Here is a 21,557-nt window from a genome sequence, read left to right on the forward strand (position 1 = left end):
TCCGTATTGCGCGGTGTCGGCTCAGCGCTCCACGAGCGCGAACAACGCCTCCCAGCGGCCGACGATCTCGTCGGTGGAGAACCGCTGGATGTTCTCCCGGGCCGCCTCGCCCATCCGGTTCCGCAGCTCCTCGTCCGACATCAGGGTGTCGAGATGGCGGGCGAATTCGGTGACGTTGCCGGGCGGGGCCAGGAAGCCGTCGGTGCCGTCCGTGATGATCTCGCGGACGCCCGGGGCCACATCGAAGGCCACACAGGGCACCGCGGTGGCCATCGCCTCCATGGGCGCGAGCGGGAAGCCCTCGCCGCGCGAGCTCAGCGCGAAGACCGCGCTCTCCCGCAGCGCCCCGGGGACGTCGCTGGTCCGGCCCATCCACTCGACCGAATCCGTCACCCCCAGCTCGGCCGCCTGCTTGCGCAGCGCCTCGGCCTCCTCACCGGAGCCGTAGATCCGCAGCGTCCAGTCCGGGTGCTGCGGCGCGACCTTCGCCCACGCCTCCAGGAGCAGGTCGACGCCCTTCTCCTCGTGCAGCCGGCCGATGCTCGCCACGACCTTGCGGGAGCGGTCCGAGGGGACGTCGGGGAAGAACGGCAGCGGGTTCGGCATGAAGCCGACGTTGTCCATCCGCTGCCGGATCCACTTGTCCGCGTCCTCCCGGGTGAGCGGCAGCATCCGGTCGACGTCCTGGTAAAACCGCTTGACGCGGGCGAACCGGGACGACTTGCGGCAGGTCTCGAACGACTCGTGGCTCATTCCGATGACCGCCAGCCCGGCGGTGTCGGCCAGCGCCACCCACTCCATCGCCCACACCTGGGTGACGATCACCACGCCGCCCGGACGGGCCGCCCGGAACAGCGCGCTCATCTTGGCGGCCTGCTCGTGCATCCCGGCCTCGCGGGCGGCCCGGCGCCGCTGCTCGACGACGTTCAGCCGGTCCTTCAGGCCGCGCACCGGGCGGACGCTCGGCGGGTGCACGTCGTAGAGCGTGGTGGTCGCGTACGGCAGGTCGGGGCCGAGCTCGTGGACCCGGCCCTCGGGGGGCGGCACGATGCCGACGACGTGCACCCGGTGGCCCCGCTCGGCGAACAGGCGCGCCATCTGGTGCGACCAACTGGTGATGCCGCCCAGCTCGTTGACGCTGTTGGAGACGAAGAAGATGTCCCGCGGCTCGGCTGCGTTCGACTTGGTCATCAACGGCTCCACTGCGCAAAGAACTGGTCGACGATGCTCTGAGCGGCGTCGCCCTGGTCGTATTCCCCGAACTTGGCGACGAATTCCTCGCGGTCCTTGGCGTATTCCAGCTGCTGGGACTCGAAAGACCGCATGGCCTCGAGGAAATCGTCCTCGGTGCGCACCACCGGCCCCGGGGCGTGTTCCAGCAGATCGAAGTACGTGCCGCGGCCCTCGTGCACATATTCGTCGTAGTCGTAGGTGAAGAACATCAGCGGCCGGTCGAGCAGCGCGTAGTCGAACATCACCGACGAATAATCCGTGACCAGGCCGTCGGCCAGCTCCAGGATCGGGGTGATGTCGTGCCGCGCCGAGACGTCGATCACCCGGCCCTGCACGGTCGGCGGCAGCACCACGTGGTTGAGGTAGTGCGAGCGGACCAGCAGGACGTAGCGGTCGCCGAACTCGTCGGCGAAGCGCTCCACGTCGAAGGGGAGCGCGAACCGGCCGTGGCGCCCGCCCGCCTTGCGGAACGTCGGCGCGTACAGCAGCACCTTCTTGTCCGCGGGGATGCCCAGCTCCGCCGCGAGCGGACCGCGCTCCCGGTGGCCCAGCTCGGCCTCCCGCCGCCGGGCCCGCACCAGCGCGTCGTTGCGCGGGTAGCCCACCCGCAGCAGGGTCTTCTCCTTCAGCCGGAACGCCTTGGCCAGCGTCCGCGCATCGTGCTCGGTGCGGCACAGGAAACGGTCGAAGCGGTCCAGCGACTGCTGCTGCTCGGCCTGCTGCCGGCGGGTCTGCGCCTTGAGCGTGGGCTGGTCGAAGCCCATGTTCTTCAGCGCCGAGCCGTGCCAGGTCTGGATGTAGGTGGTCTCGGGGCGCTTGGTCAGCTTCAGCGGGTAGCTCTGGTTGTCCACCCAGAACTCGGCCTGCGCCAGCGCCTTGAGGTACTGCAGCGACCAGCGCTTGACCAGGGTGGCGTCCTTGGGGAAGTCCTTCGGGGACCCGGCGTACGACCAGATCGCCTCGAACTGAAGGCCCTGCCGGCGCATCTCCTCGTAGATCGCGCGCGGGCTGTCGCTGTACTGCTTGCCCAGGTGGCTCTCGAAGACCACCGTGCGCTTCTTGATCGGCAGCCGGCTGAACACCTCGTGGTACGCCCGCAGCTTGGTGTCCCCGGAGGTGAGCGTCTTGCGCAGCGCCTTGGCCTTGCGGTAGCCGGTCTTGGCCAGCGCCCCCGGCTTGCCGTGCATGCCCTTGGTGATCAGGCCCTGTACGCGCTCGGCGTTGGGGCTCTCGCTGATCAGGCGGAACGCCAGGTGCCCCTTGGAGGAGACGTGCGGCTCGATGTGGTCGGCGACCATCCGGGTCAGCCGCGGCCGGATCGGCAGCGGGCCGCCGGCCAGTTCGGTGTCGGCCACCGTGAGCCGGGAGGTGGTGGGCACCCCGTCGACGTCCAGGCGCAGCCGGACGTCCCAGATGGTGTCGACGATGCCCAGCGGGCGCAGCTGCGCGGTGAGGTCGGCGGAGGTCTCCCACACCACACCGTCGCCGTCGTGGCGCACCGTCTGCACCGGGAAGGTGAAGGACTGCAGGCTGCGGCGGCGGGCGCTGAACTCCAGCGCGCCGCGGAGCGTGGCGCCCTCGGGGATCACCCCGAGCGGGTTGGTGATCCGGCCGGCCAGCGAGACGGTGCTGCCCGCCTCGGAGAACCGGGTGAGCTGGTTGCGCAGGAACAGCTGGTTGACCGGCTTCTCGTGGTAGCCGAGCTCGGTGACGTCCAGCACCTGGCGGCCGAACGCGTCGTCGAAGTGGCCGTCGCACCAGTAGATCCGGCCGTCGTGCTGGGCGAGCGGCGAGGAGAGCTTGGTGCGGTTGATGAGGGTGTCGACCGCCGGGATGAGGTTGTCCCAGTCGCCCTTCTGGAGCAGGTAGGCGCAGATGGCCTGTATCGGCAGGACCCGCTCGTACGCCTCGGGTGCGAGGCCGGCGAGGTACTCCCGGGAGAGCTCGGCGAACTCCTGGCGGTACGCCTCGTCGCGGAACGGCAGGTCCCGCAGGTGGAGCACCAGGTCGTGCTTGAGGAACTTGACGTCCTTGGCGAGCTTCATCTCGGTGAGCCCGCGCTCGGCCAGTGCGGCGTCGATCCGCCGGTGGACCTCCAGCCGGTGGATGTAATTGGTCATCTCGTGCCGCCGGTTCGTCACCGACTTCACGGCGGCCTTCTCGAAGACGTTCCAGAAGTAGACCTGATTGGGAATCAGGGTGATGCGGTTCGCCGCGAGATAGGCGTCGGCGATGAACATCAGGTCCTCGTAGAACATCCCCTTGGGGAAGCGGAGATTATTCTCGATGAGGAATTCGCGGCGATAGCACTTGTTGGTGGAGAGGGTGTCCCAAACGAAAAGGTCCGGCAATTCCGTGACCGATTCGAGGGTGCGGGTCGTGGAATAGAGCCAGGCGTACCACTCGTCGCGCTTCTGGTTCCGGGTGTCCCTGTGGATTCGGACACACAGGCCCGAGACGATGTCCGCCCGGGTTTCCTCGGCGGCCTCCAGCAAATTGCGGCAGGCGTTGTGCTCCAGGACGTCGTCGCTGTCCAGGAACATGACGTACTGTCCGCGGGTGTGCTGAATGCCGAGGTTCCTCGGCTCTCCGCCGGCGCCGCTGTTCTCCGGCAGCTGGAAGGCTCTGACGCGCTCCGGGTGGGTGGCCGCGAGCGCCTGCGCGACCTCGAAAGAACGGTCGGTGCTGCAATCGTCGACGATCACCACCTCGACGTCCCGGAGTGTCTGATCCAGTACGGACTGGACCGCGGTCGGCAACCGGTCGGCGTCGTTGTAGACAATGACGACTACTGAGACGTCAGGCACAGGCACCTCAACCCTCTTTCGCTGCTGTTTCCGGCCAGAATAGCCCCATCTGCACAGGGGGTTTACGACCACCCGCACCGGAACCGCTACACCTGGTGACGGGGCGCTGTCCGCTGAAGGGCAGGTACCGGCTAGCCAGTATGACGACGCCTCCGGTCAATCGGTTGCGGGGGTGCGGCTCGATCAGACATTTATCGGATTCGGATCATGCCGGTGACCCCGGGGTCCCGGAGTTGACGGGGCGGGGAAATGCCCGTTCGACGGCGGCGGGAAAAGATCGATTACCCGGATTTTGTCCGGACTATCTGGTGGCCCGCACCGTCCGCGGGCCGGCCCGCGGAGTGGCACATGACACAGAGGCAGAGGTGACGAACACGGCGCGATCCGGCTCCCGGACCGTCCGCCGGGCACCTCCGCACTCCCCCGAACGTCCTCCTTCCAGAGGACGTCCTCCGCCCCGGAGCGGGGGAAGATCCTGCCCAAGGACGAGAGACGCGTCTTTGCCAAGCCATTACGCTTGCCGTCAAGGCCGCGCAGGGCGGCCATGGAGGAGTGAGATGAGGAGCAGCAACCCGGTCTTCTCGCGACGGGGGTTCAGCCGCGGTGCCGGCTATGCGGACTTCAATGCGCCGCCGCAGGCCGGGGGCCCCGCAGCCGCATACGCCGGAGCGAACCCGTACGCCGGAACCAACCCGTACGCCACCGAGGCGCCGCAGTACACCCCGCAGACCCGGCCCATGACGATGGACGACGTCGTCACGCGCACGGGCCTGACGCTCGGTACGGTCATCGCCGGCGCCACCGTCGGCTGGCTGTTCCTGACCGGCCACCTCGCCTTCGCCCTCGGCGCCGGCCTGGCCGCGACGGTGCTCGGCTTCGTCCAGTCCTTCAAGCGCAAGCCGGTCCCGGCGCTGATCCTGGGCTACGCGGCCCTGGAGGGCGTCTTCCTCGGCGCGCTCAGCGGCTTCATCAACGACCTGCCGAAGATGAACGGCGCCCCCATGCAGGCGGTGCTGGGCACGATGGCGGTGTTCGTCGCCATGCTCGTCGCCTACAAGACCCGGATCGTCCGGGTCACCGCGCGCTTCACCCGCTTCGTGATGATCGCGGCGCTCGGCTTCCTGCTGCTGTCGCTGGTCAACGTGCTGTTCATGGTCTTCGCCGGCGGTGACGGCCTCGGCTTCCGCAGCGGCGGCCTGGGCATCGTCTTCGGCATCGTGGGCGTGGTGCTCGGCGCGCTCTTCCTCGCCATGGACTTCAAGCAGGTCGAGGACGGCGTCGCCTACGGCGCGCCGCGCGAGGAGTCCTGGCTGGCCGCCTTCGGCCTGACCACGACCCTGGTGTGGATCTACTGGGAGATGCTGCGGCTGATCTCGATCCTGCGCGACTGACGCGCGGGGGACACCCCGCACAGCTGACGAGGGGCCCGTGGGCGACCGCCCGCGGGCCCCTCGCGCGCGTGCGAGGACTCCTTCGGGATCCGGGTCAGAACTTGCGGGCGGCGCGCCGGAGACCGTGTTCGTGGACGATCGCCTTGGCATAGCCGTAGGAGAGGTTGTGCGCGCCGCGCAGCCAGCTGACCTTTTCGTCGAAGCGGACGAGGGCGGGGCCCTCGTCGACGGTGCGGAGCCATTCGGAGATCTCCCGCCCGGTGCAGTGCGGGATACGGGAGAGAAGGTTCCGGTGGGTTTCTTCCGAGAAGGACAAGGACATCGGCGCCTCCGGACGCGGTCGATGCTGGTTCTTCCGTTCTTCCGCTCACCGTGCCTGAGGCTTCCGCCGTTGGCAACCACCCGTGTGTTGCGCTTAGGCTCGCGCCGTGCTTGACGTGACGCCTTTGCAGACCGCCGTGGACGCGCTCGCCGATCGCCTCAGGGCCCTGCCGCAGAGCGCCCTGCGGCGCGGCGCCGCGGCCGAAGGGCTGGCGCTGGCACGGGAGTTGGCGGCCCGCGCACAGCTCATCGAACGGCCCGGGGAGCCGCCCCGGGAACTCCCCGACGCCGGGATCTTCGCGGTCGGCGACCAGCTCGCGGTGGCCGGCCACGATCTCGTCGAGGCGCTGCGGTCCGCCGCCGCGGGCGGGCCGGCGGGCGGTGCGGCCGGCGCGGAAGCTGACGCGAAAGCGGCCCCCGCCGGGGAACTGGCGGAGGCCGTGCGCCGGGTCCGGGAGGCGGCTCAGAGCGAGGCGATGACCCGGTCGGCGAGGATGTAGACGCTCTCGTCGCGGCGCTCGCCCCAGGAGAACGTCAGCGCATAGGCGCCGGAGATGCCCGAGCCGCCCAGCAGCACCGGCGCATGACCGTCCCGCAGCGCGCCGGCCAGGCTCTCGGCGGTCTCCCGGTGGCCCGGCGTCAGGCAGAGCGTGGTGCCGTCGGCGAAGACGTACACGTCGAGGGTGCCCAGCGGGCCCGGGCGGACGTCGGACAGCGGGGTGGCCTCACGGGCCAGCTCCGCCAGGCGCGCCACCGTGCGCTCGTGGTCGGCGACGGCCGGGGCGGGGGAGAAGTCCGGGTGCGAGGGGTGGCGCCGGCGGGCGGCGGCCAGCTCGGCGGACTCGGCCGGCTCGTTGGGCTCCGCCGGCTCGAACTCCGGCGCGTCCAGGGCCTCCAGTGCCTCGACGGACTCCAGTGCCTCCACCGACTCCAGCGCGGGCAGCGGCTCCAGGGCCTCCGGGCCCAGCAGCGACTCCAGCCCGGCCAGGTCCGCCTGGCGCGGCACGAACGGCCGGCTGTCGAACCGGTCCAGGTCCAGCCGCTCGGTGGGCTCCCGCCGCCCCTCGCGGCCGTCGAGCGGGCCGTTGTCGCCCAGGCCGGGCAGCGGGCCGGAGAGCGACGGGGCGTCCGTCCCGTTCAGGGAGTCCCGGGCCTCCTGCGCGGCCCAGAAGGCGCGCGCCTCGGCCAGCTCCCGTTCCCGCTCCTCGGCGAGCGCCTCCGCGACGGCGGCGCGTATGTCCGCGAGCGGGGTCGCCTCGACGGCCGGGACCGCGCGGGCGGCGGGGACCGTCGCGGCGGCCGCCTGCAGGGCCTCGGCGCGGGCCGTGGCATCGGCGCGGGCGGCGACGAGCTCGTCGTGCAGCGCGGTGATCTGGCGGCGCAGCGCACGGGCGGTGCACAGGGCGACGGCGCCCAGCACCACGGCGACCGCAGCGGTCAGCAGCAGGACGAGGGTGGTGACAGTCATGCCGAAACCTCGCTTCGCTCGGCCTCGCGGACGCGAGGCGCGCACCTCTCGGTGGTTCGCTCACTTCCGGGCATACGCACACCCTGTCGCGGACCGGTCACCGGCGTACTCCCGATAGCAGATTGTTCTCCGACTTCCTACAACAGCGTGACCGACGTCGGCGACCGTTCGCAGGGGGGTATGTCCTGAAATGGGGTGTACCCGGGGCCTCCTGGGGTGGGGTGGCCCCGGGTTGAGCTGCAAGAACGCTGCCGCCCAGGGATGTTGGTCACAATCCTGGGCGCGATTGGGTCGCGATCTTGTCACCGAGTGGCCCAGGTCACGTGCCGTCGCGTTCCGTGTTCGAACGGCGGCGAAGGGTGCGCGGGGAACGGGAGTTGCCCCGTTTTGTCCCCACGCACCCTCCGGGCGCCGCGCGAGCGGCCGACTCGGCCGCCCCGAGCCCGCTGCGGCTCAGCTCAGTCGCTCGATGACCATCGCCATGCCCTGGCCGCCGCCCACGCACATGGTCTCCAGGCCGAACTGCTTGTCGTGCCACTGGAGGGAGTTGATCAGGGTGGTGGTGATCCGGGCGCCGGTCATGCCGAAGGGGTGGCCGACGGCGATCGCGCCGCCGTTGACGTTCAGCCGGTCCAGGTCGATGCCCAGGTCGCGGTAGGAGGGGATCACCTGGGCGGCGAACGCCTCGTTGATCTCGACCAGGTCGATGTCGGAGACCGACAGACCGGCGCGCTGGAGGGCCTGCTTGCTGGCCTCCACCGGGCCGTACCCCATGATCTCGGGGGACAGGCCGGAGACGCCGGTGGAGACGATCCGGGCCAGCGGGGTCAGGCCCAGCTCGCGGGCCTTGGTGTCGGACATGATCACCAGCGCCGCGGCGCCGTCGTTGAGCGGGCAGCAGTTGCCCGCGGTGACCAGGCCGTCGGGGCGGAACACCGGCTTCAGGCCCTGCACGCCCTCCAGGGTGACGCCGGCGCGCGGGCCGTCGTCCTTGGCGACGACCGTGCCGTCGGGCAGCGTGACCGGGGTGATCTCCCGCTCCCAGAAGCCGTTCTTGATGGCCTGCTCGGCGAGGTTCTGGGACCGGACGCCGAACTCGTCCATGTCCTGGCGGGTGATGCCCTTGAGGCGGGCGAGGTTCTCCGCGGTCTGGCCCATCGCGATGTACGCGTCCGGCAGCAGGCCGTCCTCGCGCGGGTCGTGCCAGTCGGCGCCCTCCTGCTCGGCGCGGGCCGCGGTGCGCGCCTCGGCGTCCGCGAAGAGCGGGTTGTGGGTCTCCGGCAGGCCGTCGGAGGTGCCCTTGACGCTGCGCGAGACCGTCTCGACGCCCGCCGAGAGGAAGACGTCGCCCTCGCCGGCCTTGATGGCGTGCAGTGCCATCCGGGTCGTCTGGAGGGAGGAGGAGCAGTAGCGGGTGATGGTGCAGCCCGGGAGGTGGTCCATCCCCATCTGGACGGCCACGATGCGGCCGAGGTTGTGGCCCTGCTCGCCGCCGGGCAGACCGCAGCCGAGCATCAGGTCGTCGATCTCGGTCGGGTCCAGCTCGGGAACCTTGGCGAGGGCCGCCTGGATGATCGTCGCGGTGAGGTCGTCGGGGCGCAGGTCCTTGAGGGAGCCCTTGAAGGCGCGGCCGATCGGGGAGCGGGCGGCTGAGACGATCACGGCTTCGGGCATCACGGCTCCAAGGGGTGAGTGGGTGCTGCGTCCCGGCGGCCCGTCGCGCGGCGGTGGCCGGGCGGCGGACGGCGGAACAGGGCGGACCGTCTGGGAAGTTACCTGCACGTAGGGCGAGAGGTCACGGGGTGCGCGCTGTGATGCGGGCCTCTTTTCTAAGCGAGCGCTTATGGGGGTGCTGATGGCGGCAACGGGAGGGGCGGGGCGGGTATTCCCGCGAGGGCATGCAGGGGGCATGCAGGGGGCATGCCGGGGGGCATGCGGGGGTGTCCGCGCGCCCCTGGCGTACGAGGCCGGGCCGCGCCGGCGGCGCCCCCCGGGCGTGCGCCCTGGCTAGCCCGTGACCGACGGCCGGTCCTCCGGGGTCTCCTCCGGGGCATCCTCCGGGGTCGGCAGCTGGCGCCGGCGGCGGTGCTTGAGCAGGGCCCACGGGGCGCGGGAGGCGGCGACCTCCGTGCCGCCCTCGGAGGCCGCCCGGGCCGCGGCCTGCTCGACGGGGAGCAGGCCCTCGCGCCGGGCCGGCTCCGGCCGCTCCTCCTCGGGCCACAGCCCCAGCGCCGCGCACAGCGTCGGGAACACCGCCATCGCGGCGGTGGCGTAACCCTCCGCCGACGGGTGGTAGTTGTCCGGACCGAACAGCTCCCGCGGCCGCGCCTCGAACTCCGGGCCGAGCAGCGCGCCCAGCGACACCGTCCGGCCGCCGTTCTCGACCACGCCGATGGTCTGCGCGGCCGCCAGCTGCCGGGAGAGCCGGCGGGCCACCCAGCGCAGCGGCTGGTAGACGGGCTCGATGGTGCCCAGGTCGGGACAGGTGCCGACGACGACCTCGCAGCCCGCCGCGCGCAGCACCCGTACCGCCTCGGACAGGTGCCGCACCGACTCCGCGGGCGGCAGCCGGCGGGTGACGTCGTTGGCGCCGATCATGATGACGCACAGGTCGGGGGTCGCGCCGTCCTCCAGCAGCAGCTCGACCTGGCGGGGCAGGTCGTCGGAGCGGGCGCCGGGCAGCGCCACGTTGCGCAGGTCGACGGGGAGTTCGGCGAGCGCGGCCAGGCCGGAGGCGAGCAGCGCGCCGGGCGTCTGGGAGGGGCGGTGGACGCCCTGGCCGGCGGCGGTGGAGTCGCCGAGGAAGCCGAGCCGCAGCGGGGGCCGGTCGGTGCGGTGGCCGAAGGCGGCGCCGTAGCGGCCGTCGGCGCAGGGCGGGATGTCGCTGGAGCCGCCGACCGTGCGGCGGGCCAGCCGGACCTCGGTCAGCAGCAGCCCCACCCCGGCCACGCCCAGCAGCCCGATCCCGCCGCCGCCGAACGCGGCCGCGGTCGCGATCCGCCGTGCTACGCGCGCCCTGGACACCGTCGTCGCCATCGGCCGGCACCTCCCCGTGCAGCGCGGGCGCGCCGCGGCCCGGGGGCCCGACGCGCTCTTGAAAGGACAAGAACTCCTTACATTGGTTAGGTGCCCGTTCCGGCCCGGAACGCAACCGCCGGGCCCCGATCAAGCCGTACGAGAACCCGGGGGCCCCAGCTCCACCAGGGCAATAGGCTGGCTGCACGGGCGCAGGAGAGCGTGCCCCCGACCGCGGAGACCACCGTGCAGTTTTACGAATCGATGATTGAGCTCGTCGGCAACACCCCGCTCGTGCGGCTCAACAACGTCACTCAAGGGATCCAGGCAACCGTCCTGGTGAAGGTCGAGTACTTCAACCCCGGCGGATCGGTCAAGGACCGGATCGCGGTGCGGATGATCGAGGCCGCCGAGGAGTCGGGCGAGTTGCAGCCGGGCGGCACCATCGTGGAGCCGACGTCCGGCAACACGGGTGTCGGGCTGGCGATCGTGGCCCAGCAGAAGGGCTACAAGTGCATCTTCGTCTGCCCCGACAAGGTGTCGACGGACAAGATCAACGTGCTGCGGGCCTACGGTGCGGAGGTGGTGGTCTGCCCGACCGCGGTGGACCCCGAGCACCCCGACTCGTACTACAACGTCTCCGACCGGCTGGTGCGCGAGACGCCCGGTGCCTGGAAGCCCGACCAGTACAGCAACCCCAACAACCCGCGCTCGCACTACGAGACCACCGGTCCCGAGCTGTGGGAGCAGACCGACGGGCGGATCACCCACTTCGTGGCGGGCGTCGGCACCGGCGGCACCATCAGCGGCACCGGCCGCTATCTGAAGGACGTCAGTGAGGGCCGGGTCAGGGTCGTCGGCGCCGACCCGGAGGGCTCCGTCTACAGCGGCGGCTCCGGCCGGCCGTACCTGATCGAGGGCGTCGGCGAGGACTTCTGGCCGACCGCCTACGACCGCACGGTCGCCGACGAGATCGTGGCGGTCTCCGACAAGGACGCCTTCCAGATGACCCGGCGGCTGGCCAAGGAGGAGGGGCTGCTGGTCGGCGGCTCCTGTGGGATGGCCGTGGTGGCCGGTCTGCGGGTCGCCGAGCGGCTAGGGCCGGACGACGTGATGGTCATCCTGCTTCCCGACAGCGGCCGCGGCTACCTCTCGAAGATCTTCAACGACGAGTGGATGGCCGACTACGGCTTCCTGGAGGAGGGCGGCACCGCCGCCCGGGTCGGCGAGGTCCTCCGGTACAAGGAGGGCGGCGCGCTGCCCTCGCTCGTCCACATGCACCCGGAGGAGACCGTCGGCGAGGCGATCGAGGTGCTGCGCGAGTACGGCGTCTCGCAGATGCCGATCGTCAAGCCGGGCGCCGGGCATCCCGACGTGATGGCCGCCGAGGTCGTCGGCTCGGTCGTCGAACGGGAGCTGCTGGACGCGCTGTTCACCCAGCGCGCCTCGCTGTCCGACCCGCTGGAGAAGCACATGTGCCCGCCGCTGCCGCAGGTCGGCTCGGGCGAGCCGGTCGCCGACCTGATGGCGGTGCTGGAGGGCGCCGACGCGGCGATCGTGCTCGTCGAGGGCAAGCCCAAGGGCGTGGTGAGCCGTCAGGACCTGCTGGCATACCTGGCGCACGGGGCCGGGAAGTAGCCGTCGCCGCGTCGGGCGCGGTGTCAGGTGCTCGGCGCGGTGTCAAGTGTCCGTCAGGAAACGGCTCGTCGGCGCAAGATGTACGTATGCGTCACGTGCGCGCAGCACGGGCTTAACACTTTTCCGGCACCTTGGTGTGCAGGCGATACGGACCTCCGGAGCGGCTCCCGGACTCCATGATCGCCAGGATGCGACGACCGGCCCTGACCCGGCGCGCGTCTCGTGCGGGGACCGCCGTCGTCCCGCCCCCGGCTCCGGCCGGGGTGCGGCGGTCCCCGCGAGCATCTTCTTCCGGCGGGCTCAGGGCCTTTCCGCGGGCCCGGCCATGGCCGTCGGACACGACCGTCCCCAGGCTGTGTCTCTCCGATCATGCAGTTGTCCGGTCGTACCCGCTATGAGCGACGGGGCTTTTGCCTGTCATGCTGAGCTGCATGAAGATCGCGACGACCCAGCTCACCTGCGTCCCGGCCGACATACCTTCCAACGTTCGACAGATGGTCGCCCTTGCTGGCGAGGCCCGTGCGCAGGATGCCGCGCTGGTGGTGTTCCCCGAACTGGCGCTGACCGGGTACGAGCTCGCAGCTTTGAGCGCCGATCCCGGCCTATGGGTGGACGCCGACGATCCGCGTCTGGACGCGATCCGGGAGTGCGGTGTCGCCACCGTCGTCAACTGTGCGGTGGCCACGGGCGGGGAGCGTCCTGCCATCGAGACGCTGGTCTACGGGGCCGACGGCAGGTTGATCACCACCTACCGGAAGCAACACCTGTATGAGCAGGAGCAGAGCGTATTTGCGGCGGGGCAGCGGGACGGGCGATTCGAGCTCGGCGGGCTGCGTTTCGCTCTGGCTACGTGCTACGACAACCACTTCTCCGAGCTGACCGGCCGCGGTGCTGCTGACGGTTGCCAGGTACACCTGGCCAGCTCGCTGTACGGCACGGGCGGCGGGGTTGAGGAGCGGGCAACGGTCTATCCGGGCATCGCCAAGGACTCGAACCTGTACGTCGTACTGGCCAACCATGTCGGCCCGGCGGGTGCTTGGACCGGCTGCGGCCGTTCCGCGCTGTGGGCTCCGGGCGGCGGCCTCCTGGCGGAAGCGGACGCTGATACGGCTATGGCGGTCACCGCCGAGGTCGGATAGGTCCGATGGCTCGCTCCACCGTGTTGCGGGCTTTGTACCGCTCTTTGTCGAAGTCCGCGGGCCGGCCGCCGCGTGAACCTCGGCGCAGGCGGGCGGCCTTGTGATCTTCTCAGGGATCACGTGCCGGATACCGCGCTTGCGGAGGTAGGAGCGGATCCTGCGGGGCGGCAACAGCCCTCCGCGACAAGATGGATCTTGGTAGTCGGTCCCCCGCGGGAGCGGCCGAGGGCTTCGCCTGCCGCACCGCCTCCTCCAGCAGGAGCCGCAGGGTGAGGTGTGCGTGCACGTGAACTGATCTTCGTGGCGCCCCTTTTGAGGATCTGGGAGGAACAGGCGGTGGGTTCTTGGGGGCTCCCGCCGCGTGCTGGTGGGCCCGCACAGAGGTGGAGTCGACGTTCACATCCCAGTCGATGTCGCCCGCGGCGTCGGCAACGGCCTGGACGTGCTGGAGCAGTCTTTCCCAGGTGCCGTCGGCCGACCACGGTGCGTGCCGCTTATGGACCGTCTGCCAGGGGCCGAAGCGTTCAGGCAGCTCACGCCGCTGCACGCCAGTGCTGAGACGGTGAATGATCCCGTTGATCACTTGGCGGTGGTCCCGCCACCGGCCGCACCGGTTGTTGCTCACCGGCAGCAGCGGCTCCAGGACCGCCCACTCGTCGTCCGTCAGATCCCCCCCGCTGAGCATGACCAGAACAACGAGCTGCGTGATCGAAGAGACACCGCCTAGTCCCAGTGCTCCTCGCGCCGTGCGAGGCGGTCCGACAGCAGCCGCTGGAGCCCCAGGCTGTGCATGGCGTTGACCCCGACGACGCCGGCCCAGCACACCGCCAGGCCGACCAGTCCGGCGTTGGCCACGGCGATCGCGGACAGCGGGACGGCCAGCACCAGCGAGACCACGGCGATCGCGAACCGCTGCCAGAACTCGGTGCCGGCGCTCGCCCGGCGCGGCGGCAGTGTCCCGCGCGCCACCTGCATCTGCTGCTCGGCCAGTTGTCGGCGCACCCGCCGGTCGACGTTCTTGTCGAGCTTCTCCAGGAAGGACTCCACCAGCTCCGACTCGTACTCCGGCCCCAGCTCCTTGCCGGTCTGGAGGGTGGCGTCGAGTTCCTTCTTCAGCTCAGGGTCGTGTGTCGCCATGGTGCCGAGCGTACGGCGCGGCCGGCGCCGGCGCGGTAGGGCTAGCCCCCCGATCCGGCGGGCGCCCGGCCCTCGCCGGACCGTGGTGCCGGTTCCGCCGGGTGCGCGGGGTGCGCGGGGTGCGCGGGGTGTGCGGGGTCGCGGCGGGCGGTGAGCCGGTAGAGGACGGCCGGCACCGCCAGCCCGATCAGCCAGGAGACGTCGGCGCCGCCGAGCGGGCCGACCAGCGGTCCGGTGTAGAACGCCGTGGCCAGGAACGGGATTTGGGCGAGCACGCCGACGGCGTAGACGGTCAGCGTACGGACGTTCCAGGCGCCGTACCGGCCGGCCGGGTCGCTGAGCGCCGGCAGGTCGTAGCGCTCCTTGGAGACCAGGTAGTAGTCGACGAGGTTGATCGCCGACCAGGGCGTGAAAAACGTCAGCAGGAAGAGCAGGAAGTCCTTGAAGGAGGTGAGGAAGGAGTCCTTGCCCAGCAGGGCGACGGCGGTGCCGGCCACCATGATCCCGGCGATGTACGCGGACCGGCCGCGCGCCGAGAGAGTCCGTCCCCCGCCTTCGGCCGGACGCGTCCCCGCCCCGCGGAAACCGCTGACGCTGGTGACCAGCGACATGAAGCCGCCGTAGGTGTTGAGGATGTTGATGGTGAGCTTGCCGAGGGCGATGACGAAGTAGAGGAACGAGGCGATCAGTCCGGTGCCGCCCAGCCCGACGACATAGCCCACCTCGTGGCCGACGAACGCACCCGGGGCCGCGGCGGCCGCCAGCGCCCCGAAGGTCATCGACCACTGCGCGCCCAGCACCGAGCCGCCCAGCGTCCACCAGAAGGTCGCCCGGGGCGAGGTGTGCCGCGGCAGATAGCGGGAGTAGTCCGCCACGTACGGGCCGAACGCCAGCTGCCAGGAGGCCGAGAGCGAGACCGCGAGCAGGAAGACCGGCAGCCCGAAGCCGCGGTCGTGCAGCAGCGCGGCGAGGTCGGCGCGCTGCAGCAGCCGGATGCCGAGGTAGACGAAGGCCAGTGCGCAGACCAGGCCGGCGACCTTGCCGAGCAGATGGATGAGGCGGTAGCCGACGGCCGCGGCGAGCGCGGTGACCGCGGCGAACAGCACGATCCCGGCCGTCCCGCCCAGGTGCGTCAGCTCACCCACGGCCTGCCCGGCCAGCACGCTGCCGCTGGCGAAGAAGCCGATGTACATCACGACGACCAGCGCCAGCGGCACCACCGCCCCGCGCACCCCGAACTGCGCCCGCGAGGTGATCATCTGCGGCAGTCCGAGCCGCGGCCCCTGCGCGGAGTGCAGGGCCATCACCGCCCCGCCCGCGAGGTTGCCCAGCAGCAGCCCGATCAGGGCCCAGAAGGCGTGGGCGCCGAAGACCACGGCCAGCGCGCCGGTGACGACGGCGGTGATCTGGAGGTTGGCGCCGAGCCAGAGGGTGAACTGGCTGACCGGACTGCCGTGCCGTTCGTCGTCGGGGACGGCATCGATCGAGTGCTGCTCGATCATGCCTGCCATGCCTGCCATGGGCGCCGCCTCTTCCGCCGTACTGTATGCATGAATCCACATGCATGAATCCATGCAGAATCAGGGTCGCTGAATGGAAGGTCAATAGGTCGGTGGCGATTCGGCTGTCGGCGGGGGGCTCCGGGGTCGGTCTCCGCGACGCGGCCCGGAACCGCCGCCGCCGAGGAATTCCGTACAGTCGGTGCACCGACGTCAAGGCCCCGGACCGGGCCGGGAAGAAGAGGCGATGAGCGCCGGGAAGAAGTGGCGATGAGCGGGGTCGGGGACAACGGCGTCCGCAGCGACGAGGGATGCGACGAGGACAGCCACGAGAGCGTGGGGGTGGGCGGCGGAGATGCCGTCGGCGTGGGCGTCAGCGGTGGGGCCGGGGCCGGTACGGGGTCCGGGACCGGGACCGCCGCCCGCCTTCAGCGGCTCTTCGAGGGGCATCGGCTGACGCCCACCCAGCGCCGGATCGCCCACTGCATGGTGCGGCGGGCCGCCGACGCGCCGTTCCTCTCCAGCGTCGAACTGGCCGAACTGGCCGGCGTCAGCCAGCCGTCCGTCACCCGCTTCGCCGTCGCGCTCGGCTTCGACGGCTACCCGGCGCTCCGCCGCCACCTGCGGGGCGTCGCGCCCGCCGGGAAGCCCGGCGGCCCCGGCGCGCAGAACGAGTACCAGCAGGCCGTCCAGGCGGAGATCGACAATCTCCGGCACCTGGCCGAGGCCCTCGCCGACCCCGGCCCGGTCACCGAGGCCGGCCGGCTCCTGGCCGCCTCCCGCCCGCTCCCGGTGCTCGGCCTGCGCGCCGCCACCGCCCAGGCCGCCGGCTTCGCGTACTTCGCCCGGAAGGTGCACCCCGACGTCCGGCTGCTCGACGAGGGCGGCACCATGCTCGCCGACCGCATCGACGCCGCGGTCCGTGCCGGCGCCACCGCCCTCCTCTGCTTCGCCCTGCCCCGCCACCCCCGCGAGGTCATCGACGCCCTCGCCTACGCCCGCGCCGCCGGGCTCACCGTCGTCACCGTCGCCGACAGCGCCTTCGCCCCGGTCGCCCACCACACCGACCTGCTCCTCCCGGCGCCGGTCGGCACCGGCCTGGCCTTCGACACCGCCTGCGCCCCGATGCTCCTGGGGCGCGTCCTCCTGGAAGCGATGTGCGACGACCTCCCCGACGCCCAGTCCCGCCTGGAGGAATTCGACACCAAGGCGGCGGAACGGGGGCTGTTCGCGGAGTGAGGGCGGGGGTGGGTGCCTCGGGGTGGGGGCGGCGCCTCGGGGTGGGTGTGCGTCCGGCGAGGCCGTCTCCGGTCCTGACGGGGCGCCGTCTGTCAGCCCAAGGCCAGCTTTCGCAGGGCGTCGGCGTGTTCGGCGCCGCTTTCCGCGGTGAGTTCCTCCAGGGTCTGCGGGGTGCGGATGGTCGCGAAGGCGAACGTGCCGTCGGCGCCCGGGGCGTAGCCGTAAACGCCGGGACGGGGGAGGGAGTTGTAGGCGAAGTGGGTGGAGAAATAGTACGCACCGGTGTCCAGGAGGGCGACGTGGTCGCCGGACTCCAGAAGGGGCAGCGGGCGGTTCTCGGCGACCAGGTCGCCGGCGAAGCAGCAGGGGCCGGCGATGTCCTGCGGGACCGGTGCCCCGGTCTTGGGGCGGCCGGCGGTGTCGTACGCCGCCACCCGGATCGGCCAGGACGCCGGCGCGAAGACCGTGCGGGTGGCGACCTGCGCCCCGGCGTGGGTGAGGGCGATCGGCCGGCCGCCGGCCCACTTCGCGTACTCGACGCGGGCCAGGACCATGCCGTGCTTGGCCAGCAGTGACCGTCCGAACTCGGTGACCAGGCCGTACCGCCCGGAGAACAGTCCGGGGACCGCCGAGCGGAGCACCGCGGCGTACTCGCGGTAGGTCGGGGTGACGGTGTCCGAGGAGAAGTTGACGGGCAGGCCGCCGCCGATGTCGAGGGTGGTGATCCGGCGGCCGCCGGCCTGCTCGTTGATCTCCTCGGCGAGGTCGTGGAGCGTCCGGACGCCCTCCGCCATCCGCTCCAGCGGCATGCCCTGGGAGCCGACGTGGGCGTGCAGCCGGGTCAGCCACGGGCGGTCGAGGCAGGCCCGGACGACCCACTCGCGGGCGCCCGGGTCGCGCAGCGGGATCCCGAACTTGGAGGTGTCGGTGGCGGTGCTCATCGCGCCGATGCTGCCGCCGCCGATCTGCGGGTTGACCCGCAGCCCGATCGGGGCGGTGGACGGGGCCGAGGCCATCATCCGGTCGATACGGGAGAGTTCCTCATGGTTGTCGACGTTGACGGCGATGCCCAGGGCCAGTGCCTCGCGGAGCTCGGGGAGGGTCTTGGCGGGGGAGTCCAGCACGGTGCTCCGGGCCGGGACGCCGGCGGCCCGGGCCAGTGCCAGCTCGCCGGGGCTGGCGACCTCGCAGCCGATGCCCTCCTGTGCCAGCAGCCGCAGCACGGGCACCAGCGAGGCGGCCTTCACCGCGAACGCGTGCAGCACCTGGGTGCCCGGGGCGGCGAACTCCTCGAAGGCGGCGCGGAGTTCGGCCGCAGAGCGGCGGATGCCGGCGACGTCCAGCAGCCCGGCAACCGGCTGCCGGGAGCCGATCAGCCCCTGCGCGAGGGCGGCCTGAACGGCACGGTCTCGGTCCGTGAAGGTCATGGCTCAACTTCATCATCCGGCGGTGGCCTCGCGCCACGGACGAAGCGGGAGGTCAGCGGCTATCCGGTGCGCATGTTGTGCGGATTCTGTGCCACCGGCCGTCCCGGCCGTCCCGGGGCCTCGCGGCCCTGAAGCGGCGAACGGCCCCGGCGTCGAAGCGGCGAACGGCCCCGGCTTCGCGCGCCGGCACTGGACCGGGGCCTGCGTCAGCGGGGCGGGCGCCGGTTCCCGAGCCGGGCGCCGGCCCACATGCCCCGGCGCCCAGCCGGAGCCTGTGGGCCCCGGGCCGCCCAGCTCTCCCCGTACCCGTCAGACCGCCCGCGCTCGCCCCCTTCGTCCCTACGCCGCCGGCGCCCCGTTGAGTTGGGCCTTGTGCTGGCGGGCGGTCAGGCGGGAGCCGGATTCGCGGCGGGCGGTGCGGCGCAGGAGCGGGACCGCCAGCAGGAAGCCCAGGACGGCCCAGGCGACCAGGACGAGGGCGACCGTCGGCAGCTGCCAGGAGCCGCTCAATTCCGCGGCGCGGGCGGCGTCCGGCAGCAGGGCCGCGCGCAGGCCCTGCGCCATCCACCGCAGCGGGAAGACCGAGGCGATGTTCTGGACCACCACCGGCATCTTGGATATCGGGAACATCGCACCCGACGTGATCAGCAGCGCCATCGCGGGCAGCATGAGCATCGCCAGGGCCTCGCGCGGGTTGGGGAGCACCGCGCCGATCGCCGCGCCCAGCGGGACGACGGCGAGCAGGCCCAGGGCGGTGACCCACAGCAGCGTCAGCCAGCCGGCCGGGCTGTGCGGCAGCGGGCCGTTCACCAGTACTGCGGCGGCGCCCAGCAGGACCACCAGGGTGGCCAGCGCCATGACCACGATCAGCAGCGACTTGGCGATGAGATACGCCGGTATGCCGCCGGGGGTGGCCCGCAGCCGCAGCAGGGTGCCCTCCTCCCGCTCGGTCACCAGGATCTGCGGGAGGCTGATCAGGCCGATCTGGAACAGCAGATAGGCGGAGAAGCCGGCGAGGGTCAGCTGTGCCATCGGGATCTTGGTGCCGGGCACGTCGTCGCTGATGAAGCCGGCGAGCCCCAGGGCCACCACGATGTTGGTGACATAGCCCATCAACTCCTTGCGGTTGCGCAGCAGATGGCGGACTTCTATGCCGCCGCGCCGCACCCCCGCCTGCCAGGGGCGGAGCCGCCCGGGGACGGCACCGCCCCGGCCGCCGCCGGCCGCGCCGCGGCCCCGTCCCGCCGTGCCGTGCTCCTGCGCCGCCGTGGTCGTGCCCGGACCGGTGTCGGTCGCCGTCGTCATGTCCGTCCCCCTCATGCTGCTGCCTCCCCCGTCGCGCTGCCGGCCGGGAAGCCGGCGTGCTGTTCGTCGTCGACCTGGCCCCGCCGGTGCACCATGTGCAGATAGGTGTCCTCCAGCGTCGGCCGGCGCACCTCCAGATCCGCGATCGGCCCGGCCGCCTCGCGGTGGAGCTCCCAGACCAGACCGGACGGGTCCGCGGTGTGCTCGCGGCGCGGGCCGCCGTCGGCCGCCGTCCAGCGGACCTCGGCCTGCGCGGCGGCCCGCCGGGCGAGCTCGGTCGGGGTGCCGCAGGCCCGGATCCGGCCGTCCACCAGCATCGCTATCCGGTCGGCCAGCCGCTCGGCCTCGGCCAGGTCGTGCGTGGTCAGCAGGATCGTGACGCCCTCCTCGCGGGCCAGGCGCTCGACCAGGTCGTGGAAGTCGCGGCGCGCCTCGGGGTCGAAGCCGGTGGTGGGCTCGTCCAGGAAGAGGAGTTCGGGGCGGCCGACGATGCCGAGCGCGACGTCCACCCGCCGGCGCTGGCCGCCGGAGAGCTGGTCGACCCGCTGCCGCGCCTGCTGGGTGAGGCCGACCAGCTCCAGCAGCTCGGCCGGGTCGCGCGGGTCGGCGTAGTACGTCGCGAAGTGCGTCAGCAGCTCGGCGACCTGCCAGCGGCGGTGGTCCCGCCAGGACTGCAGGACCAGTCCGACCCGGCCGCGCCAGGCGTCGTCGGCGCGCGCCGGGTCGGCCCCGAGGACGCGCACCTCGCCGGCGGAGCGCTCCCGGAAGCCCTCCAGGATCTCGACGGTGGTGGTCTTCCCGGCGCCGTTGGGCCCGAGCAGGGCGAAGATCTCGCCGCGCCGGATGTCCAGGTCGACGCCGCGCAGGACGTCGCGGCTGCCGTACGACATCCGCAGGCCGCGGGTCTCGACGACCGGCGGGGCGCCGGCCGGGGCGGTGGGTGTGGTGGTCATCGTGCTGGTCTCCGGACGTGCGGTGGTGGTCATCGGCCGGCCTCCGCGTGCTGTGGGGGCGTCGCGTGGGCCGCGGTGGGGCCCGCGCCCTCGACGATGGCGCGGAGCGCGGCGACATGGCCTTCGAAGGCGGTGCGGCCGCGGGCCGTCAGCCGCACCTTGGTGCGCCGCTTGCGGCCGCCGCCCTCCTTGCGGATCTCCAGGTATCCGGCCTCCTCCAGCGTGTGGAGCTGCTTGGAGAGCGCGGAGTCGCTGAGCGAGAGACTGTCGCGGATGAACGCGAAGTCAGCCCATTCCGTGGCGGCGAGTAGGGCCACGACCGACAGCCGGGTGGACGGGTGGATCAGTTCGTCGAAGCCCGAGGGAGTGCTCATGGGCGGACCTCCTCATGGACGGTTCTCAGGGGGCGTTCGCCCAGCCCGCGGCTCCGGAGCGGGCTGACCGCCCAGCGGTTGGCCGGCCCGACGAAGAGCACGAAGGCGCCGGCGGAGAGGGTGGCCTGGATCAGGCTGCCGTAGGGCAGGGCCAGCCACTTGGCCAGGAAGCCGGTGAGCAGGATCGTGCCGCCGCTGAGGACCGCGCCCGCGAGGAAGGTGGCGAGGCTGCGCCAGGTGTACCGCGAGCGGTGCAGCCGCACCCGGGACCGTCGGCTGTAGACCACGGCCAGGGCGGTCAGGACGCCGACATAGGCGGCGAGGATCAGGATCTCGCCCCAGTGCGGGAGCTTGAGGCCGTGGCTGGCGAGGAAGAGCCACATGATGCCGGCCGTCAGATACGTCGATCTCCGGTCGGCTTCCGCGCGCCGCTCGACCTCGTCGTACACCCGCTCCTGCGGGACCCGGATCCGCTGGAGATCCTGCCAGGCCCGCTCGGCATCCACCGTTGTCGTCATGTCCTTCGCCTCCCCGTTAGACGTGTCGGACTGTCCGTGTCGGACGGACGGAACGGGCCCGCCGGCGGCGCCCCGTTCAACTTTCCCACCAGG

At 71.8% G+C, this 21,557-nt stretch carries 19 protein-coding genes; 5 read left to right on the plus strand and 14 right to left on the minus strand.

Annotated elements, in window-relative coordinates:
- Positions 1-21: 21 nt before the first annotated feature.
- Complete coding sequence (locus ACRAS8_RS21485; protein WP_438487619.1) at positions 22-1,191, minus strand: glycosyltransferase family 4 protein; 1,170 nt, start codon at positions 1,189-1,191, stop codon at positions 22-24.
- Positions 1,191-4,040 carry a bifunctional glycosyltransferase/CDP-glycerol:glycerophosphate glycerophosphotransferase gene (locus tag ACRAS8_RS21490; RefSeq protein WP_438490559.1) on the minus strand — a complete coding sequence of 950 codons (2,850 nt, stop codon included), beginning with the start codon at positions 4,038-4,040 and terminating at the stop codon, positions 1,191-1,193. Before ACRAS8_RS21490 ends, ACRAS8_RS21485 begins: the two co-directional genes overlap by 1 nt.
- A 557-nt stretch (positions 4,041-4,597) precedes the next feature.
- Here ACRAS8_RS21490 and ACRAS8_RS21495 point away from each other — a divergent pair.
- The gene (locus ACRAS8_RS21495) at positions 4,598-5,431 is read left to right on the plus strand and encodes a Bax inhibitor-1/YccA family protein (protein ID WP_438487620.1); all 834 of its coding nucleotides are present in this window, start codon (positions 4,598-4,600) and stop codon (positions 5,429-5,431) included.
- Between the two features lie 94 nt (positions 5,432-5,525).
- On the opposite strand, the gene ACRAS8_RS21500 is transcribed toward ACRAS8_RS21495, so the two are convergent.
- Positions 5,526-5,753 (minus strand): DUF4287 domain-containing protein, encoded by a 228-nt coding sequence (locus ACRAS8_RS21500; protein ID WP_438487621.1) that lies wholly within the window; start codon positions 5,751-5,753, stop codon positions 5,526-5,528.
- A gap of 106 nt (positions 5,754-5,859) precedes the next feature.
- Here ACRAS8_RS21500 and ACRAS8_RS21505 point away from each other — a divergent pair, with 106 nt between their 5' ends.
- Positions 5,860-6,252 (plus strand): hypothetical protein, encoded by a 393-nt coding sequence (locus tag ACRAS8_RS21505; RefSeq protein ID WP_438487622.1) that lies wholly within the window; start codon positions 5,860-5,862, stop codon positions 6,250-6,252.
- Here the strand turns inward: ACRAS8_RS21505 and ACRAS8_RS21510 are convergent.
- From ACRAS8_RS21510 to ACRAS8_RS21520, 3 genes are all read right to left on the minus strand, one after another.
- Positions 6,216-7,220 (minus strand): hypothetical protein, encoded by a 1,005-nt coding sequence (locus ACRAS8_RS21510; protein WP_438487623.1) that lies wholly within the window; start codon positions 7,218-7,220, stop codon positions 6,216-6,218. The two genes, ACRAS8_RS21505 and ACRAS8_RS21510, sit on opposite strands and share 37 nt — an antisense overlap.
- A 453-nt stretch (positions 7,221-7,673) precedes the next feature.
- Entirely contained in the window at positions 7,674-8,894 is a 1,221-nt protein-coding gene (locus ACRAS8_RS21515) for an acetyl-CoA C-acetyltransferase (RefSeq protein ID WP_438487624.1), read from the minus strand.
- A gap of 333 nt (positions 8,895-9,227) precedes the next feature.
- Positions 9,228-10,256: an SGNH/GDSL hydrolase family protein gene (locus tag ACRAS8_RS21520; protein ID WP_438487625.1), complete on the minus strand. Its 1,029-nt coding sequence runs from the start codon at positions 10,254-10,256 to the stop codon at positions 9,228-9,230.
- Positions 10,257-10,481: 225 nt separating this feature from the next.
- Here ACRAS8_RS21520 and ACRAS8_RS21525 point away from each other — a divergent pair, with 225 nt between their 5' ends.
- Both ACRAS8_RS21525 and ACRAS8_RS21530 read left to right on the plus strand, forming a co-directional pair.
- Positions 10,482-11,873, plus strand: a complete 1,392-nt coding sequence (locus ACRAS8_RS21525) for a cystathionine beta-synthase (protein ID WP_438487626.1) — start codon at positions 10,482-10,484, stop codon at positions 11,871-11,873.
- 431 nt (positions 11,874-12,304) lie between these two features.
- Positions 12,305-13,012: a carbon-nitrogen hydrolase family protein gene (locus ACRAS8_RS21530; RefSeq protein WP_438487627.1), complete on the plus strand. Its 708-nt coding sequence runs from the start codon at positions 12,305-12,307 to the stop codon at positions 13,010-13,012.
- A gap of 109 nt (positions 13,013-13,121) precedes the next feature.
- Here the strand turns inward: ACRAS8_RS21530 and ACRAS8_RS21535 are convergent, their stop codons facing one another.
- The 3 genes from ACRAS8_RS21535 to ACRAS8_RS21545 are packed head-to-tail and all read right to left on the minus strand — an operon-like array spanning position 13,122 to position 15,660.
- A complete protein-coding gene (locus ACRAS8_RS21535) occupies positions 13,122-13,697 on the minus strand; it encodes an IS5 family transposase (protein WP_438487628.1) in 576 nt (191 codons plus the stop codon).
- Between the two features lie 38 nt (positions 13,698-13,735).
- Positions 13,736-14,149: a hypothetical protein gene (locus ACRAS8_RS21540; RefSeq protein ID WP_438487629.1), complete on the minus strand. Its 414-nt coding sequence runs from the start codon at positions 14,147-14,149 to the stop codon at positions 13,736-13,738.
- Between the two features lie 41 nt (positions 14,150-14,190).
- Complete coding sequence (locus ACRAS8_RS21545) at positions 14,191-15,660, minus strand: purine-cytosine permease family protein (RefSeq protein ID WP_438490560.1); 1,470 nt, start codon at positions 15,658-15,660, stop codon at positions 14,191-14,193.
- 258 nt (positions 15,661-15,918) lie between these two features.
- Here ACRAS8_RS21545 and ACRAS8_RS21550 point away from each other — a divergent pair, with 258 nt between their 5' ends.
- The gene (locus ACRAS8_RS21550; protein WP_438487630.1) at positions 15,919-16,887 is read left to right on the plus strand and encodes a MurR/RpiR family transcriptional regulator; all 969 of its coding nucleotides are present in this window, start codon (positions 15,919-15,921) and stop codon (positions 16,885-16,887) included.
- Positions 16,888-16,979: 92 nt separating this feature from the next.
- Here the strand turns inward: ACRAS8_RS21550 and ACRAS8_RS21555 are convergent, their stop codons facing one another.
- From ACRAS8_RS21555 to ACRAS8_RS21575, 5 genes are all read right to left on the minus strand, one after another.
- Positions 16,980-18,314, minus strand: a complete 1,335-nt coding sequence (locus tag ACRAS8_RS21555; RefSeq protein WP_438487631.1) for a diaminopimelate decarboxylase — start codon at positions 18,312-18,314, stop codon at positions 16,980-16,982.
- A gap of 339 nt (positions 18,315-18,653) precedes the next feature.
- Positions 18,654-19,619, minus strand: a complete 966-nt coding sequence (locus tag ACRAS8_RS21560; protein ID WP_438487632.1) for an ABC transporter permease — start codon at positions 19,617-19,619, stop codon at positions 18,654-18,656.
- Between the two features lie 11 nt (positions 19,620-19,630).
- Entirely contained in the window at positions 19,631-20,605 is a 975-nt protein-coding gene (locus tag ACRAS8_RS21565; RefSeq protein WP_438487633.1) for an ABC transporter ATP-binding protein, read from the minus strand.
- Positions 20,602-20,946: a transcriptional regulator gene (locus ACRAS8_RS21570; RefSeq protein ID WP_438487634.1), complete on the minus strand. Its 345-nt coding sequence runs from the start codon at positions 20,944-20,946 to the stop codon at positions 20,602-20,604. Before ACRAS8_RS21570 ends, ACRAS8_RS21565 begins: the two co-directional genes overlap by 4 nt.
- Positions 20,943-21,464 (minus strand): hypothetical protein, encoded by a 522-nt coding sequence (locus ACRAS8_RS21575; RefSeq protein ID WP_438487635.1) that lies wholly within the window; start codon positions 21,462-21,464, stop codon positions 20,943-20,945. Before ACRAS8_RS21575 ends, ACRAS8_RS21570 begins: the two co-directional genes overlap by 4 nt.
- Positions 21,465-21,557: the final 93 nt, after the last annotated feature.

The organism is Streptomyces sp. S186 (assembly GCF_051603415.1).
In the GTDB taxonomy this organism is placed as follows: Bacteria; Actinomycetota; Actinomycetes; order Streptomycetales; family Streptomycetaceae; genus Streptomyces.

Bases quoted from the DNA above. Each gene is read 5' to 3' on its own strand.
- ACRAS8_RS21485 (WP_438487619.1), bottom strand. From the start codon at position 1,191: ATGACCAAGTCGAACGCAGCCGAGCCGCGGGACATCTTCTTCGTCTCC.
- ACRAS8_RS21545 (WP_438490560.1), bottom strand. From the start codon at position 15,660: ATGGCAGGCATGATCGAGCAGCACTCGATCGATGCCGTCCCCGACGAC.
- ACRAS8_RS21520 (WP_438487625.1), bottom strand. From the start codon at position 10,256: ATGGCGACGACGGTGTCCAGGGCGCGCGTAGCACGGCGGATCGCGACC.
- ACRAS8_RS21575 (WP_438487635.1), bottom strand. From the start codon at position 21,464: ATGACGACAACGGTGGATGCCGAGCGGGCCTGGCAGGATCTCCAGCGG.
- ACRAS8_RS21515 (WP_438487624.1), bottom strand. From the start codon at position 8,894: ATGCCCGAAGCCGTGATCGTCTCAGCCGCCCGCTCCCCGATCGGCCGC.
- ACRAS8_RS21495 (WP_438487620.1), top strand. From the start codon at position 4,598: ATGAGGAGCAGCAACCCGGTCTTCTCGCGACGGGGGTTCAGCCGCGGT.
- ACRAS8_RS21500 (WP_438487621.1), bottom strand. From the start codon at position 5,753: ATGTCCTTGTCCTTCTCGGAAGAAACCCACCGGAACCTTCTCTCCCGT.
- ACRAS8_RS21510 (WP_438487623.1), bottom strand. From the start codon at position 7,220: ATGACTGTCACCACCCTCGTCCTGCTGCTGACCGCTGCGGTCGCCGTG.
- ACRAS8_RS21550 (WP_438487630.1), top strand. From the start codon at position 15,919: ATGAGCGGGGTCGGGGACAACGGCGTCCGCAGCGACGAGGGATGCGAC.
- ACRAS8_RS21530 (WP_438487627.1), top strand. From the start codon at position 12,305: ATGAAGATCGCGACGACCCAGCTCACCTGCGTCCCGGCCGACATACCT.
- ACRAS8_RS21560 (WP_438487632.1), bottom strand. From the start codon at position 19,619: ATGACGACGGCGACCGACACCGGTCCGGGCACGACCACGGCGGCGCAG.
- ACRAS8_RS21540 (WP_438487629.1), bottom strand. From the start codon at position 14,149: ATGGCGACACACGACCCTGAGCTGAAGAAGGAACTCGACGCCACCCTC.
- ACRAS8_RS21555 (WP_438487631.1), bottom strand. From the start codon at position 18,314: ATGACCTTCACGGACCGAGACCGTGCCGTTCAGGCCGCCCTCGCGCAG.
- ACRAS8_RS21565 (WP_438487633.1), bottom strand. From the start codon at position 20,605: ATGACCACCACCGCACGTCCGGAGACCAGCACGATGACCACCACACCC.
- ACRAS8_RS21570 (WP_438487634.1), bottom strand. From the start codon at position 20,946: ATGAGCACTCCCTCGGGCTTCGACGAACTGATCCACCCGTCCACCCGG.
- ACRAS8_RS21535 (WP_438487628.1), bottom strand. From the start codon at position 13,697: ATGCTCAGCGGGGGGGATCTGACGGACGACGAGTGGGCGGTCCTGGAG.